Raw genomic sequence first — 13,631 nt, 5'->3', positions numbered from 1 at the left:
TCAGCGTGACACGCGCGAAAATCGGATGAATGACGTGTTGTGTGGGTAGTCCGCGCATCGGCGGCAATCACGGTGGATGGGATCGAAAGCCCCGCGCCGGCCTCACGCAATGCCTTTCGTCCGTTCAGTCCAGGCCCACCTTCGCCGAATGCTTCGGCGCCCGATAATGCGACGAACGCTTGCGTGATTGCCGTGTCGTGGCCTCAAGGGACCGCCCCGGCTTGGCCAGCGCCCGCGCCAGTTGCTTGCCTGACACCCTACGGCGGCCGACGGTGTCTTCGTCCACGTCCACCTTGACGTACAGCCGGAACAGCCAGAATTGCCGTTCGGCATCGCACCAGTAATAGATCACCCGCAGGCCGCTGCGCTTGCCCCGGCTACGGTGGGGATCGGCGTAGCGCAGCTTGCGGAGTCCGCCCGTGCCTTCGAGCACCACGCCCGCCTCCGGCATTTTCAGCATCATGCATTGCAGCGCGCGAAATGCGTCATCGTCCAGGAACTTCTCGCGGTCGCGCGAGAACTCGGGCCGTTCGACAAACAGGGCATTCATGGCAATGCACGCGTATCACTATCGTGGATAGACTGAAACCCATTTTGAAGGGCTTCAACGTATCCATGCGCGTGCGGGCCGTGGGTTTCGGACGAAGCGAATGACTGCGCCTCACGGTGGAGGTCAGAACGGCTTCATCACCACCAGCAGAATGATCAGCACCGGCGCGGCCAGCACCACCGGCATCAACCGCGCACGACTCGCCTCAGTGACGTCGCCCGCCGCCTCCGCCAACCGCCGCAGCCGTCCCGCCTGCATCCCGTGCACCGCCGCCAGCAACAGCACCAACGCCAGCTTCACCGAAAGCCACCCGCTGCCAAACCAGCCCGCGCTCGTCGCCAGATACACGCCGCTGGCCAACGCGCCCACCATCGACGGCGTGGTCAGCAACCGTTCCCACTTGCGCAGCAGGCGCAGGCGCGCCAGCTCCTGCGGCAAGGCCGGGCCCGGCAGCTTGTCGGCCGCCGCCAGCACGAACGCCTGCACCACCATCCCCGCCACCCAGAACAGCACCAGCGCCAGGTGCAGCGACTTGATCAGCAGATACGCCATCGCTCACGCCTCCCGCGCGCGGCGCAGCGAACGCGCGATCACGAAGCCGCCAAACGGCACCAGCGTCGCCACCAACGTCCACACCAGCCGCTGGCGCGGCCAACCCTGCGCCGACGCCACATTGCACGCCAGCGCGATATAGACCATGAACGCCACCCCATGCACCGGCCCCACCCACGAGACCCCTTGCGGCATCCCGGCCAGATGCTTCAACGGCACCGCGATGCCCAGCAGCGCCAGCAGCGTCACCCCTTCCAGCATGGCCGCCCACTTGAAGAGAGCAGGGGTCGAAGCATCGGCGTCTTTCAGGGGCATGGCAGCGTCTCGCAACAGGATGAGCGGCATTGTCCGGGCTGGCGCAATCGCCAGCCATTGGCCAAAATGCCAATCTTCGAAAGAAATCCGCCAACCGTGCGCCGCCGTCCGCCCGACCCATCTCGAGGCCCCAGCCCCATGCCCCCGCCCACCCCGCACCGCGTCGCCGTGCTCGCCTTCGACGGCCTCGTCGCGGGCGACCTGTCCATCCCCTGCGAGATCTTCCAGCTCGCCGAAACCCTCGACGGCCGCCGCCCCTACGCCGTGCAGGTCCACGCCGGCAAACCCCGCGTCCGCACCCACGCCTACGACCTGCACATCCGCCACCGCCTGGACGCCGCGCGCGGCGCCGACACCCTCGTCATCCCCGGCCTGGCCGACCCGGCCGACAGCGTCCCGGACGACATCCTCGACCTGGTCTGCCACGCCCACGCCCGGGGCGCCCGCATCGCCTCCATCTGCACCGGCGCCTTCGTCCTGGCCGCCAGCGGCATCCTCGACGGCCTCAAGGCCACCACCCACTGGAAAGCCGCCGGCCTGCTCGCGCGCCGCTACCCCGCGATCGACGTCAACCCCAACGTCCTGTTCGTCGACAACGGCCAGGTCCTGACCTCCGCCGGCGCCGCCGCCGGCATGGACCTGTGCCTGCACATGATCAAGCGCGACCACGGCGCCGCCGTCGCCGCCAACAGTGCCCGCCTGGCCGTCGTGCCGCTGGAACGCGCCGGCGGCCAGGCGCAATTCATCGTCCGGCCCACGCCGGCCTCGCACACCGACCTGACGCCGCTGCTGCACTGGATCGAACACCGGCTGGCCGAGAACCTGACCGTCGCCGCGCTGGCCGCCCAGGCCGCGGTCAGCGTGCGCACCTTGAACCGGCGGTTTCAGGAACTGCTGGGGGTGAGTCCGCTGCAATGGGTGATCCAGGCGAGGGTGAATCGTGCGCGCGAGATGCTGGAGACGACGGACCTGCCGGTGGAGCGGGTGGCGATGGAGGTGGGGTTCGGGTCAGCGGTGTCGCTGCGGGAGCATTTCACGGGGATCTTGGGGACGAGCCCGGTGGGGTATCGACGGGCGTTTCGGCGGGCGGGGTGAGGACTGCCTGATGCTTGGGGATGGGGCGGCCTGACGCTTGGTGGCCTGGAACTGGCCTGACGCATTACGCGACAGGCCGTTGGTCTTTTTCGGGTTACTGGATCGAGCGCGGCGCGTTGTGCGTGGCGGCGTCGAACGCGGCGTCATCGGCGTAGGCGCGGGCCGATTCCAGCATGGCGTCGGTCAGGGTGCCGAGGTGATCGCACAGGCCTTCCACGCCACCCATCAACGCGGCCACCGTCCATGCGTCCAGCGGCTGGCTGCCGGTGGCGGCGGGTTCCGACGCGCTGTTGCCGACCAGGCGGGCGATGGTCTGGATGGCGTAGCGGGCGCGTTCGATGTTGTAGAGGTGGGAGAGGGGGACCGGGCCGTGCTCGGGGTCGGTGTCGACCAGCCAGGGGTTTTGGGTGAGGGGGTGGGATTGCATGGACTTCCTCCGACGATGTGGAAACCCCGCTGCCCCACTTCCAAATGGGGCGGGCGGGCACAGGACAAGGTTGGAAGACCGGATCGTCGGAACCGGCGTGCGGCTAGCGCACCCCTGCCAAGGCCCGCCCATTGGGCGTGCGGAGGCTTGCTGATTGTAGAGTCAGCACCGACGACTTTACCGGCTTCCAAACCGGGCTACTGTTGGTAGGGGTAGCTTACGGAGTATAAGGCGGTGGCCAGTCCTTTATCTGCGAAGCGAGGCAATTTAGCCACTGGCACAAACACCAAGCGATGATTGCTTTCGACCCGTTGGAGTCTCTCCCACGATCCCAAAGCAGCCCTCGGGGGTGCTAGGCCATAGCATCCAATCCGTCATAGACAACAGAACGGCCAGAACTAATCTATGCGCCAGCCCACTTCCGGCTAGCCCATGCTGCGTTAGCACTCCACCTCGTTGGGCTTGTCGGTTTTACTCCCACACAGAGGGTTTCCCGCGAATTTTGCAGGACGCATTACGTTCGAAAGCATCATTTGAACGGCCAGGTGGCCGTACAATAATCTTGCTTAAGGGTTGTTCTTCCACAAAAAGCCGCTGGAGAAGAGTAAATGGCCAATCTGCCATACGTAACAGCTGTTGGTAACATTGAAAAGGCACTCAAGGGCATCAAGACGGCTGCAACGCCAGAGTCCGTGAGCCAGGACTTTGTCAAGACGATTCTCGGAATCAAAGGAGGATCGGGTAACCAGATGACTGCATACTTAAAGAAAATCGGGTTCGCAGCACCTGATGGCACACCGACGGACCTATATAAAAAGTTCAGGAACCCGGCTACTGAGGGATGGGCAGCGGCCCAAGCTTTGAAAATCGGATATGCCCCTCTATACACTCGAAACGAGTATATGCAGCGCCTCGGTGATGATGAGCTCAAGGGACTGATCTACGAAGAAACAGGGGCCGGGCAGGATTCGAGTTCGGTGCCTTTGATTCTGTCCTCAATCAAGCAGATCAAGAAGTTTGCTAAGTGGGATGGCGTGCCACGTGAGGAGACGGTTGAGCGTATCGATCCGGAGCCAGAGTGCTTGCCGACAACGCGAACACCGCTCCCCAACGGTTCGGCAGGGATGGCCACGCAGGGGCTTGGACTGAATTTGGGATACACCATCAACCTGAACCTGCCCGCCACCTCGGATCCCGCAGTGTTCAATGCAATCTTTCGTGCTCTGAAAGAGAATCTTCTGAGGAACTCCAGTGACTAGCCTTGCCGACTCAATTCGGTCTTTCGGGATGTCTGGCCTCCTCATATGCGATGAGCTACGGCAAATCGAACAGAGCTTTGGGATTGAACTGCACCATTCACCGAAGACCGAAGCCGCGAGTGCCGTCGCCTACTACCCGCAATTTGAGCAGAGCGTACGCCGCGAAGCTGCCGAGATGTCTGAAAACTACGAGGTCTTCTACTGTCTCGAGCAGGCAGTACGCAAACTCATTACAGAGACTCTCGAAGAAGCCGAAGGCGCGGATTGGTGGAATAGCACGCGCATTCTGCCTGACATCAAGGCCGATGTGGCTTCGCTCGTTAGGCGAGAGCGCGACAACGGTGTGACGCCGCGATCAGACAATATGATCGACTACACCACGTTCGGCCAGCTCTCAGGAATGATCACGTCCAATTGGGACCTTTTCGAGCCAACTTTGAAGAGTAAGCGAGGGGTAGAGCGCGTTATGGCCAACTTGAATCTAATTCGCGGGCCAATCGCCCATTGCTGCCCGATGCAGGAAGACGAAGAAGACAGATTGAAGTTGGCTGTGAAGGACTGGTTCCGAATGATCGGCTGATACTCAGGGGCCACAGCGCTGTCAAATAGGAGTTGGTCTACAAGGACGTCCATTGGAGGGTTCCTATGCCCGCCGTTTATCGGTCATTTCCGACGTTGGGCGACTGCTTTTCTTTTTTGAACCATGTCCGCTCCTGACCGCCAGCAGGCCCACGCGGACGCCGGCTTTCGACCCAAAGCGGAAATAACTTTCTTTCGAAAGCAGCCGCTTGGGCTATAGGTGGGGGCATTCATTCCATTGCTTGCTGTCGGCGGCCCATACCGATCGTCCGTGTTTGACTAACGCACATCTCGTGAGTATCACCGAGCCGTGCAGGATATGACAGCTCCTGTCGCAAGTCCGCCTAGCTCCAATTGACGACCTACCTGATCGGCTCGCTGCCACGACGATTCGAGGTGTTGGGCCGCGGCTAGGCCGCGGAAGTATGCTGGATCGGGATGAAACTGAGGGCCCTTAGCGTGCGCGTGAACAGGCAGGCAGGCGCGTAGCCAGATTCACCGGGCACGAAAGTGCCACAGCCAAGCTTTTTGCGCTTCACACAATGGCCGCCGGAGAAGTCAGCGCCTTCGATACCGGGCACGAGTTCGTGCGCGCGGGGGCAACGCAAGAGCTCGCTATCCGCGAAGATCTGTTGTGCGAGTTCGCTCGTGAAGACCTGCTGGCCCCAAGCGTTGCACACCTCGTCAGGCATGCCGTGCAACTGGAGTTTGCCGTTGTAGACCTCAACCCGAGGTAGTTCCATCAACAGCGCGAACTTGATCAACTCAGACTCAGTGTTAAAGGTCGCGTTATTGCTCTCGATACGAATCTTCAGTAAGGGCACGCTGATGTGCTGCGCGACGAAGCTTTCCCAAACGCGGTGCGCCGTGTACAAATTACCTTGTGGTGTCACTGTGTCCCAATCGCCCTGAGACATGAGCGAATCGAGGATGGCTTGATAGCGCTGCTGCACGAAGTCAGGATACGGGACCTTACCTTTCGCGAGGTCCGCTTTGTCGCCATCGGTCAGGCTGCGGATCAGCGCGTACCCCGGATTTATGATCTCCACTTTGGTCTGTTGGTCGTTGATATCCTCGACGGAGAAGAATGACGTCGACAGCGCGAGATCCGACAGCCTGAAGACCAGTTCACGTGGGAACTTCGGAATGTCCATGCCACGAAGATACTTGCTGATCAACAGGTCAGACGCTGTGTAGATTTCGAACTGTCTGGCCATAGCGTCAAGATTCTCCTTCTCTCTAGCATCGAATGTCTTCGGTGGTCCGTAGTGTTCAAGCGTACTTGGCGGCAGCTCGGGAAACATTGCGCCGACCAGCGAACGCGACGCTCCGTGTGCAATGCCCTCCACAATCGCCTCATAGCCCATCGGGAGCACGATGGTCACCGGGCGCAGATCGCCCACCTCGGGTGAGCCGATGCCAGCCGACATCGGGAACGCGGGAACCTTTGAGACAGTCGGCTTTCCGTCGTCCCTCATCGACGGGAATGGCACGTCTAACCAAGCATCGGTTGTGTGCCCGCGGACGCCAAACGGAGAGAACGGCGCGAGGAAGTAGTCGGTGCCGGCTCGAAACCCCCGCGAGAATCGCAAGAGCTTTCGAACAACGTCTGGGGCGTCACCAGAAGCCACCCATTTCGACAGCGGCAACTGCCAGACGACGCTACCCCTAGCGAGCTCGATGGCACACTCGACGAAGCGGCGGAGCGCCACCATGCGAGAAGTGAACATCGACAGGCCACCGAGCGTACCGAACGTGTGGAGATAATGCAGCCGTTCGTGCATCACGGCGCTGTATTCAAGTAGCAACTGGAATAGCACCTTTTCGTCGCCAAGGTGCCGCGAGATCAGCTTCGGATCCTTCATGAGTTCGATCGTCTCTGGCGACTGATTTACTTCGATAATCGCGTGCCCGTGGTGGAAAGACCCGATCACAGTACCTTCGCGGTGCGAGAACATCTTCTGTTGCATGTCAGAACCTGATGTTCCAGCGGTTGTCAGCATGTTGGAAGTCGCCCCGCTGCGAGCCCCACGCAATGTTCTTGATAATTTTGCGAGCATCGAGCTGCTTTAGCGCAGTAGCGAGCTGTTCGGCGGCGAGGCCCGACTCCTTCTGAAGCCGCGCATTGTTCGGGTCTTCTGCATAGCGCGCGCGGCACACCCCTAGGGCTCGGACGACGGCGATCGCGTGGTCGTCTTGCGGCGACTGCAGTACCGACACATTATTCCAGAGCGCCTTCAGCACCTTCACTCCGCTACCGAAGCTTCCCAGCGTCCATTGCCCGAAGAACGCGGTCACGACGAGACCGAACACCGCGACCAAACTTTCCTGCGCCGCGTTCGAGAAGCTGAAAGCGACCACTTTCACGGAGCCCGCGCTGTTGGCATCGGCATTGAACAAAATGCTCTTGAGAGTTACGGGCTGACCCGTCGCCGGATTTGTCATCTGCATCCTGCCGACATCGGCCTCCTCCCGCAGGACTTCGGCGAGCAGCCATGAGAGCTTCTCGACGTCGGCATCGGGCATCTGCATAACGATCTGCTCGACGAGGGACTCGTCGAGCTTCGCGGCACGCAGCACAAAAGGAACTAACTGGGTTGACAAGACGGTGGATGAAGGCATTTGGGTCTTCTGTGTAAGTGAACGGACAGTATGCACATACTGCCACACGCAATCTAAAGGAATGCGCATTGCGGCGCTTCGACTTTTCTCTAGCAGCCAGCTATCGCAGCGGCGGGCGACCATCTGCTTTCAGGCGTTTGATCGAACGTCGCTTATTGGCCGCGAGCTGCCATTGATGACGCCCCCCTCTGGCCCAAAGCAATCATTATTTTATAGAGAGCTTATTGCTTGGCTGAGTATCGAAGCAGCCGCGAAAAATGCGCCCCTGCTATTCCAAAGTGCTTGTGCCTCAAAAGTCGCTGACATGTCCCATCCATCGAGAGTGACAGACGCGTAATTTGGCTTTTCACCTTTTCTAATATTTTCTTTTACTCGCTTTGCAGTGGCTTCCTCCCCTCCTATCTTTACCTTGCTAGCATAGAACCAACAAGCCGAAGAAATTATTCCGGACAATATCGATATTATTGACAGGAACTTCATTGAGGCATCTCCTTGCTGTGTTGACGTTGTTGTTTATTGTCGCGCTGACGTGCAAATCGACTCTAATCTGGCAGGCCTAGAATTTTGCGGATTAATACATGCCCACTATCTGGCTGAAATTGATCTTTAACTCGTGCGACGCTGATCTGGCTAAAATCGATCTTTAACTCGTTGCAACGCTGGATAAATTATTCCATTAAAAAATAAGGGCCGCAGCGGGCGGCCCTTGTCTTCATGGCTTAACGAATCGCTTCCATCAAGCCTTGCGCACCTGCGCAATCAACCCATCCAACTGCGTAAGCATCGTATCGATTTCCTCCGCCGTCACATTCAACGCCGGCATAAACCGCAGCAAATTCCCCCGCGGCGCATTCAGCAGCAGACCATTAGGCGTCAGATTCCGCGCAGCCTCGACGATCGCCGGACCATCATCGCGATCCATCACCAGCGCACGCAGCAACCCCATCCCACGCTCGCCCTTCATCCCATACTTGGCCGACAGCGCCAGCAGGCCTTCGGACAGTTGCTTGGCACGCGCATTGACCGACTCCATGAAGCCAGGCGCAGCCAGCGCATCAAACACCGCCACCCCCACAGCCGCCATCAACGGATTCCCGTTATACGTACCCCCCTGGTCCCCATGCGAGAACACGCAGACTTCCTGACGGGCCAACAGCGCAGCCAGCGGCACCCCACCACCAATCCCCTTGGCCAGCGTCATGATGTCCGGCACCACGTCGGATTGCTGGTAGGCGAACAGCGTGCCAGTGCGCCCCATCCCCGTCTGCACTTCATCCACAATAAACAGCAGCTTGTGCTCATCCGCCAGTTTGCGCAGGCCCTGCATGAATTCCTTCGTCGCCGGGATGACGCCAGCTTCGCCCTGGACTGGTTCGAGCATGATGGCGACGGTCTGGTCGTCGATCAGCTTGCGCACCGATTCCAGATCATTGATCTCGGCCTTCGGGAAACCTTCCACCTGCGGCGCGAACATCTTGTCCCAGCCCGGCTTGCCGGACGCGGACATCGTGGCCAGGGTGCGGCCGTGGAAGCCGTGGTTCATGGTGATGATCTTGTAGGCGCCCTTCTTGTTGACCTGGCCCCATTTGCGCGCCAGCTTGATGGCGCCTTCGTTGGCTTCGCCGCCGCTGTTGGCGAAGAAGACGCGGTCGAAGACTGAGGCGCCGGTCAGGCGGGTGGCCAGTTCGATGGAGGGCAGGTTGTAGAACGCCGGCGACGGGTTCATCAGCAGCTTGGACTGGTCCAGCAGGGCCTTCTGCATTTCCGGGGCGCTGTGGCCCAGGGTGTTGACGGCCCAGCCCTGGACGAAGTCCAGGTATCGCTTGCCCGCGTGATCCTCCAGCCAGGACCCCTGGCCGCGCACGAACACGAGGTCCGGACGGGAGGTGATCTCCATGAGGGCGTTGACGTTGTACTGGCTGAATTCCATGGCGGTTCCTGCTGAAAGGAGAGAACAGGGGTTGAAAAAGAAGGGGAAACGCTAAATGCCGAATTTAGCACCGGCGGGGGAATGCTATCGTGACGCACCCCCAGCCGATCCGCCCCACGGCCGCCCCAAAAGGGCCGCTTGCGCGGGGCTCTCTATTTTATGCAACAGAGCCGGCGCCGGACGCCGCGCTTTGTCGCTTTTTACTGACCGATCATGACACGAATTCTTTCCAGTCTTGCCGCCGGCCTGGTGCTGGCGGCGGCCGCGACGGCCGCGCATGCCGAGTATCCCGACCGTCCCATCCGCCTGATCGTGCCGTTCCCGCCGGGGCAGGCCACCGATATCTTCGCCCGCGCGCTGGCCGAAAAGCTGGGCACCGCCGTCAAACAACCGATCGTGGTGGAGAACCGCGCCGGCGCCGGCAGCAATATCGGCATGGAGCAGGCCGCGCGCGCGACGCCTGACGGTTACACGCTGGTGATCGCGGGCTCGGCCGCGGCGGTGAACCAGACGCTGTACAAGACCATCAACTACAGCCTGACCAAGGATTTCGCGCCGGTGTCGGGGGTGTTCTCGGTGCCGCTGATGTTCCTGGCGACGCCGGCTTCGGGCATCACGTCGCTGCAGCAGTTGGTCAAGCAGGCGCGCGCCAATCCGGGCGAGCTGGCGTATGCCAGCGCCGGCATCGGCGGCACGCAGCATCTGTCGGCCGAGATGTTCAAGGCGGCGGCCAATATCGACATCCGCCATATTCCGTACAAGGGCAGCGGCCCGGCACAGGCGGATTTCCTGGGGCACCAGGTGCCGCTGATGGTGGATTCGGTGACGGCGGGGCTGCCGCACGTGCAGAGCAAGAAGGCGGTGGCGCTGGCGGTGACGACGGCCAAGCGCCTGCCGCAACTGCCGGACGTGCCGACGGTGGCCGAGAGCGGCTATCCGGGTTTCGAGGCGATCGGTTGGGCGGCGGTGCTGGCGCCGCGTGATACGCCGCCGGCCATTACCAACTACCTGAGCCAGCAGATCGGCCACGTGCTGGGCACGCCCGAGATGCAGAAGTTCTTCCGTGATCGCGGCGCGGAACCGATGCCGATGAAGCCCGAGGCCACCGGCGCGTTCATCGCCGGCGAGGTCGACAAGTGGGGCAAGGCGGTCAAGCAGTCGGGCGCGCAGGTGGACTGACGACTGTCCCGCAGGAGCCGGTGGCGGGGGCTGTTCCCGCCCCGGCGCTCGCCGTGGTGCCGATCCGGTGCCACGCATGCGCCGCAACGGCGCATGGCGCACCACCCTGGTGCGATGGGCGAGGAGCACTAGGCGCGCGCCACGGCGCGGCCAAAATGGCACGGAACTTGCTTTTCCAGTTTTGTATACCGAATTGGTGTGCAACGCTCGACCCCGCTCCCGGGGCGGCGCGCCCTGGAGAGTTCCTCATGAACCGTAGAACCCTGTTGCTGTCCCTCTGCACCGCCGCCACGCTGCTGGCCGCGCCGCTCACGCATGCCGACACCCTGGACGATATCGTCAAGCGCGGCACCCTCAAGGTCGCGGTGCCGCAGGACTTCCCGCCGTTCGGCTCGGTCGGCGCCGACATGAAGCCGCTGGGCTATGACATCGACACGGCCGCGCTGATCGCCAAGCAACTGGGCGTGAAGCTGGAGCTGGTGCCGGTGACCAGCGCCAACCGCGTGCCGTACCTGCAGACCCGCAAGGTGGATCTGGTGATCTCCAGCCTGGGCAAGAATCCCGAGCGCGAGAAGGCGATCGATTTCTCCGACGCGTATGCGCCGTTCTTCAATGGCGTGTTCGGCCCGGCCGATGTGAAGGTGGCGTCGGCCGCCGACCTGGCGGGCAAGACCATCGGCGTGACGCGCGGCGCGGTCGAGGACATCGAGCTGACCAAGATCGCGCCGCCCACGGCCACGCTCAAGCGCTATGAAGACAACAACGGCACCATCACCGCCTTTCTGTCGGGCCAGGTGCCGCTGATCGCCACGGGTAACGTGGTGGCGGCCGCGATCCTGGCGCGCAACCCGCCGAAGAAGCCGGAGACCAAGTTCCTGATCAAGGATTCGCCCTGCTACATCGGCCTGAACAAGGACGAGCCGAAGCTGCGCGCCAAGGTCAACGAGATCCTGGCCAATGCCAAGCGCGACGGCTCGCTGACGGCGATCTCCAGGAAGTGGCTGGGCGCCGATCTGCCCAAGGATCTGTAAGGCAGGCGCGCGCGCCGGAGCGCTGTTCATGGCTTATCAATTCGACTTCGCTTCCGTGTTCGACTACACGCCGGTGCTCATCAAGGGCATTGGCGTGACGGTCGAGCTGATCGCGTTTGGCGCGGTGGCGGGCGTGGCGCTGGGCATCGCCTGCGCCTGGGCCCGCACGCAGGGGCCGCGCTGGCTACGCGTGCCGGTCACCGCCTATGTGGAGGTGGTGCGCAACACGCCGTTCCTGATTCAGTTGTTTTTCGTGTTCTTCGGGCTGCCGTCGCTGGGCGTGCAGTTCAGCGAGATGCAGGCGGCCTGCCTGGCGATGGCGCTGAACCTGGGCGCCTACAGCGCCGAGATCATCCGCGCCGGCATCGACGCCACGCCCAAGGGCCAGTACGAGGCCGGCGCCAGTCTGGCGATGACGCGTTTGCAGGTGTTCCGCCATGTCGTGCTCAAACCCGCGCTGGCGCGCATCTGGCCGGCCTTGTCGTCGCAGATCGTGATCGTGATGCTGGGGTCGGCGGTGTGCTCGCAGATCGCGGCCGAGGACCTGACGTTCGCGGCCAATTTCATCCAGTCGCGCAATTTCCGCGCGTTCGAGGTGTATTTCGTAACCACCGGCATCTATCTGGTGCTGGCGGTGTTGTTGCGCCAGTTGCTGCGCATGACGGGCAGGCGGTTGTTCCGCAAGGCGGCGCGATGATCGAGTTCACCACCTGGGACATTGTCCGCAACCTGCTGCTGGCGGCGCGCTGGACCGTCGTGCTGTCGCTGGTGGCGTTTGCCGGCGGCGCGCTGATGGGCATGCTGGCGCTGATGATGCGGACCTCGCGCGTGGCGCTGCTGCGGCGCGTGAGCTGGGCGTATATCGAACTGTTCCAGGGCACGCCGCTGCTGATGCAGTTGTTCCTGGCGTTCTTCGGTTTGTCGCTGGCCGGGGTCGAGGTGCCGCCGTGGCTGGCCGCGGGCGCGGCGCTGACGTTGTGGTCGGGCGCGTTCCTGGCCGAGATCTGGCGCGGCTGCGTGGAAGCGATTCCGAAAGGCCAGTGGGAAGCCTCGGCCAGCCTGGCGCTGGGCTACGTGCAGCAGATGCGCTACGTGGTGCTGCCGCAGGCGCTGCGCATCGCGGTGGCGCCGACCGTCGGTTTCGCGGTGCAGATCGTCAAGAGCACGGCGCTGACCTCCATCATCGGTTTCACGGAGCTGTCCAAGGCCAGCACGGTGATCACCAACGCCACCTTCAGCCCCTTCACTGTCTATGCCTGCGCCGCGCTGATCTATTTCGCGCTGTGCTGGCCCTTGTCGCGCCTCAGCCTGCTGCTGGAAAGGAAGTTGCATGCCCCTCATCGCCCTTGAAGACGTCCGCAAGAAGTTCGGCGACAACGAAGTCCTGAAAGGGGTGACGTTGCGCGTCGAGCCCGGCGAGGTCATCGCCATCATCGGCAAAAGCGGTTCCGGCAAGAGCACGCTGCTGCGCTGCGTGAACGGCCTGGAGCAGATCGACAGCGGCGCCATCATGGTGGCGGACGCGCAACTGGGCGACGACGAGTTGCGGCTGCGCGCGCTGCGGCTGAAAGTGGGCATGATCTTCCAGCAGTTCAACCTGTTCCCGCACCTGACGGTGGGGCGCAACGTGATGCTGTCGCCGATGGTGGCCAAGCGCATGCCGCAGGACCAGGCCGCCGACCTGGCGCGGGCGATGCTGACGCGGGTGGGACTGGCACACAAGTTCGACGCGTGGCCCGAGGAATTGTCGGGCGGGCAGCAGCAGCGCGTGGCGATCGCGCGCGCCCTGGCGATGCAGCCGCTGGCGCTGCTGTGCGACGAGATCACGTCGGCGCTGGACCCGGAGCTGGTCAACGAGGTGCTGGCGGTGGTGCGCGAGCTGGCCGCCGACGGCATGACGCTGCTGATGGTGACGCACGAGATGCGCTTTGCGCGCGAGGTGTGCGACCGCGTGGTGTTCATGCACCAGGGGCGCGTGCACGAGATCGGGCCGCCGGAGGAATTGTTCACCGCGCCGGCCACGCCGGAGCTGCGGCAGTTCCTGGGGATGACGGACCTGGCCGGATAGGGCGCGTGGATCCTGGCGGCGGCC

The 13,631-nt window shown here is 62.5% G+C and carries 16 protein-coding genes; 8 read left to right on the top strand and 8 right to left on the bottom strand.

The window, feature by feature from the left end:
* Window positions 1-124: 124 nt before the first annotated feature.
* The 3 genes from AAID08_RS00475 to AAID08_RS00465 form a co-directional block, all read right to left on the bottom strand.
* Complete coding sequence (locus AAID08_RS00475) at window positions 125-550, bottom strand: hypothetical protein (protein WP_054504346.1); 426 nt, start codon at window positions 548-550, stop codon at window positions 125-127.
* A 123-nt stretch (window positions 551-673) separates the two neighbouring features.
* Window positions 674-1,102, bottom strand: a complete 429-nt coding sequence (locus AAID08_RS00470) for a CopD family protein (RefSeq protein WP_064527464.1) — start codon at window positions 1,100-1,102, stop codon at window positions 674-676.
* Between the two features lie 3 nt (window positions 1,103-1,105).
* Window positions 1,106-1,417, bottom strand: coding sequence for a DUF3817 domain-containing protein (locus AAID08_RS00465; RefSeq protein WP_054440187.1), 312 nt, complete (start codon window positions 1,415-1,417; stop codon window positions 1,106-1,108).
* A gap of 138 nt (window positions 1,418-1,555) precedes the next feature.
* On the opposite strand from AAID08_RS00465, the gene AAID08_RS00460 reads away from it, so the two are divergent.
* Window positions 1,556-2,512 carry a GlxA family transcriptional regulator gene (locus AAID08_RS00460; protein WP_395757239.1) on the top strand — a complete coding sequence of 319 codons (957 nt, stop codon included), beginning with the start codon at window positions 1,556-1,558 and terminating at the stop codon, window positions 2,510-2,512.
* Window positions 2,513-2,606: 94 nt separating this feature from the next.
* Here the strand turns inward: AAID08_RS00460 and AAID08_RS00455 are convergent, their stop codons facing one another.
* Complete coding sequence (locus AAID08_RS00455) at window positions 2,607-2,939, bottom strand: hypothetical protein (protein ID WP_054449109.1); 333 nt, start codon at window positions 2,937-2,939, stop codon at window positions 2,607-2,609.
* Window positions 2,940-3,547: 608 nt separating this feature from the next.
* Between AAID08_RS00455 and AAID08_RS00450 the strand changes: the two genes are divergently transcribed.
* Complete coding sequence (locus AAID08_RS00450; protein WP_395757238.1) at window positions 3,548-4,198, top strand: DUF5343 domain-containing protein; 651 nt, start codon at window positions 3,548-3,550, stop codon at window positions 4,196-4,198.
* Entirely contained in the window at window positions 4,191-4,778 is a 588-nt protein-coding gene (locus AAID08_RS00445) for a Swt1 family HEPN domain-containing protein (RefSeq protein WP_395757237.1), read from the top strand. Before AAID08_RS00450 ends, AAID08_RS00445 begins: the two co-directional genes overlap by 8 nt.
* A gap of 409 nt (window positions 4,779-5,187) precedes the next feature.
* On the opposite strand, the gene AAID08_RS00440 is transcribed toward AAID08_RS00445, so the two are convergent.
* From AAID08_RS00440 to AAID08_RS00425, 4 genes are all read right to left on the bottom strand, one after another.
* Window positions 5,188-6,747: a hypothetical protein gene (locus AAID08_RS00440; RefSeq protein WP_395757236.1), complete on the bottom strand. Its 1,560-nt coding sequence runs from the start codon at window positions 6,745-6,747 to the stop codon at window positions 5,188-5,190.
* A gap of 1 nt (window position 6,748) precedes the next feature.
* On the bottom strand, window positions 6,749-7,399 hold the full coding sequence (locus AAID08_RS00435) for a hypothetical protein (protein WP_395757235.1): 651 nt from the start codon (window positions 7,397-7,399) through the stop codon (window positions 6,749-6,751).
* A gap of 210 nt (window positions 7,400-7,609) precedes the next feature.
* Window positions 7,610-7,879 (bottom strand): hypothetical protein, encoded by a 270-nt coding sequence (locus tag AAID08_RS00430; RefSeq protein WP_395757234.1) that lies wholly within the window; start codon window positions 7,877-7,879, stop codon window positions 7,610-7,612.
* 256 nt (window positions 7,880-8,135) lie between these two features.
* Window positions 8,136-9,329: an acetylornithine transaminase gene (locus AAID08_RS00425; RefSeq protein ID WP_100503050.1), complete on the bottom strand. Its 1,194-nt coding sequence runs from the start codon at window positions 9,327-9,329 to the stop codon at window positions 8,136-8,138.
* Window positions 9,330-9,542: 213 nt separating this feature from the next.
* On the opposite strand from AAID08_RS00425, the gene AAID08_RS00420 reads away from it, so the two are divergent.
* The 5 genes from AAID08_RS00420 to AAID08_RS00400 all read left to right on the top strand — a co-directional run bounded on the left by AAID08_RS00420 (window position 9,543) and on the right by AAID08_RS00400 (window position 13,607).
* Window positions 9,543-10,508: a tripartite tricarboxylate transporter substrate binding protein gene (locus AAID08_RS00420; protein WP_026384005.1), complete on the top strand. Its 966-nt coding sequence runs from the start codon at window positions 9,543-9,545 to the stop codon at window positions 10,506-10,508.
* A gap of 248 nt (window positions 10,509-10,756) precedes the next feature.
* The gene (locus tag AAID08_RS00415; protein WP_006389455.1) at window positions 10,757-11,539 is read left to right on the top strand and encodes a transporter substrate-binding domain-containing protein; all 783 of its coding nucleotides are present in this window, start codon (window positions 10,757-10,759) and stop codon (window positions 11,537-11,539) included.
* A 28-nt stretch (window positions 11,540-11,567) separates the two neighbouring features.
* On the top strand, window positions 11,568-12,236 hold the full coding sequence (locus AAID08_RS00410) for an amino acid ABC transporter permease (protein ID WP_313037036.1): 669 nt from the start codon (window positions 11,568-11,570) through the stop codon (window positions 12,234-12,236).
* Window positions 12,233-12,889 carry an amino acid ABC transporter permease gene (locus AAID08_RS00405; RefSeq protein WP_024067353.1) on the top strand — a complete coding sequence of 219 codons (657 nt, stop codon included), beginning with the start codon at window positions 12,233-12,235 and terminating at the stop codon, window positions 12,887-12,889. Before AAID08_RS00410 ends, AAID08_RS00405 begins: the two co-directional genes overlap by 4 nt.
* Window positions 12,870-13,607 (top strand): amino acid ABC transporter ATP-binding protein, encoded by a 738-nt coding sequence (locus AAID08_RS00400; RefSeq protein WP_006389458.1) that lies wholly within the window; start codon window positions 12,870-12,872, stop codon window positions 13,605-13,607. The genes AAID08_RS00405 and AAID08_RS00400 overlap by 20 nt, the downstream gene beginning before the upstream one ends.
* Window positions 13,608-13,631 lie beyond the last annotated feature (24 nt).

Source organism: Achromobacter sp. EB05, assembly GCF_044232075.1.
Classification (GTDB): Bacteria; Pseudomonadota; Gammaproteobacteria; order Burkholderiales; family Burkholderiaceae_B; genus Achromobacter; species Achromobacter dolens.
The sequence above is the reverse complement of the archived record's forward strand: the minus strand, read 5'-3'. Positions and strand labels throughout refer to the sequence as shown.

Bases quoted from the DNA above. Each gene is read 5' to 3' on its own strand.
- AAID08_RS00475 (WP_054504346.1), bottom strand. From the start codon at position 550: ATGAATGCCCTGTTTGTCGAACGGCCCGAGTTCTCGCGCGACCGCGAG.
- AAID08_RS00470 (WP_064527464.1), bottom strand. From the start codon at position 1,102: ATGGCGTATCTGCTGATCAAGTCGCTGCACCTGGCGCTGGTGCTGTTC.
- AAID08_RS00465 (WP_054440187.1), bottom strand. From the start codon at position 1,417: ATGCCCCTGAAAGACGCCGATGCTTCGACCCCTGCTCTCTTCAAGTGG.
- AAID08_RS00460 (WP_395757239.1), top strand. From the start codon at position 1,556: ATGCCCCCGCCCACCCCGCACCGCGTCGCCGTGCTCGCCTTCGACGGC.
- AAID08_RS00455 (WP_054449109.1), bottom strand. From the start codon at position 2,939: ATGCAATCCCACCCCCTCACCCAAAACCCCTGGCTGGTCGACACCGAC.
- AAID08_RS00450 (WP_395757238.1), top strand. From the start codon at position 3,548: ATGGCCAATCTGCCATACGTAACAGCTGTTGGTAACATTGAAAAGGCA.
- AAID08_RS00440 (WP_395757236.1), bottom strand. From the start codon at position 6,747: ATGCAACAGAAGATGTTCTCGCACCGCGAAGGTACTGTGATCGGGTCT.
- AAID08_RS00435 (WP_395757235.1), bottom strand. From the start codon at position 7,399: ATGCCTTCATCCACCGTCTTGTCAACCCAGTTAGTTCCTTTTGTGCTG.
- AAID08_RS00430 (WP_395757234.1), bottom strand. From the start codon at position 7,879: ATGAAGTTCCTGTCAATAATATCGATATTGTCCGGAATAATTTCTTCG.
- AAID08_RS00425 (WP_100503050.1), bottom strand. From the start codon at position 9,329: ATGGAATTCAGCCAGTACAACGTCAACGCCCTCATGGAGATCACCTCC.
- AAID08_RS00420 (WP_026384005.1), top strand. From the start codon at position 9,543: ATGACACGAATTCTTTCCAGTCTTGCCGCCGGCCTGGTGCTGGCGGCG.
- AAID08_RS00415 (WP_006389455.1), top strand. From the start codon at position 10,757: ATGAACCGTAGAACCCTGTTGCTGTCCCTCTGCACCGCCGCCACGCTG.
- AAID08_RS00410 (WP_313037036.1), top strand. From the start codon at position 11,568: ATGGCTTATCAATTCGACTTCGCTTCCGTGTTCGACTACACGCCGGTG.
- AAID08_RS00405 (WP_024067353.1), top strand. From the start codon at position 12,233: ATGATCGAGTTCACCACCTGGGACATTGTCCGCAACCTGCTGCTGGCG.
- AAID08_RS00400 (WP_006389458.1), top strand. From the start codon at position 12,870: ATGCCCCTCATCGCCCTTGAAGACGTCCGCAAGAAGTTCGGCGACAAC.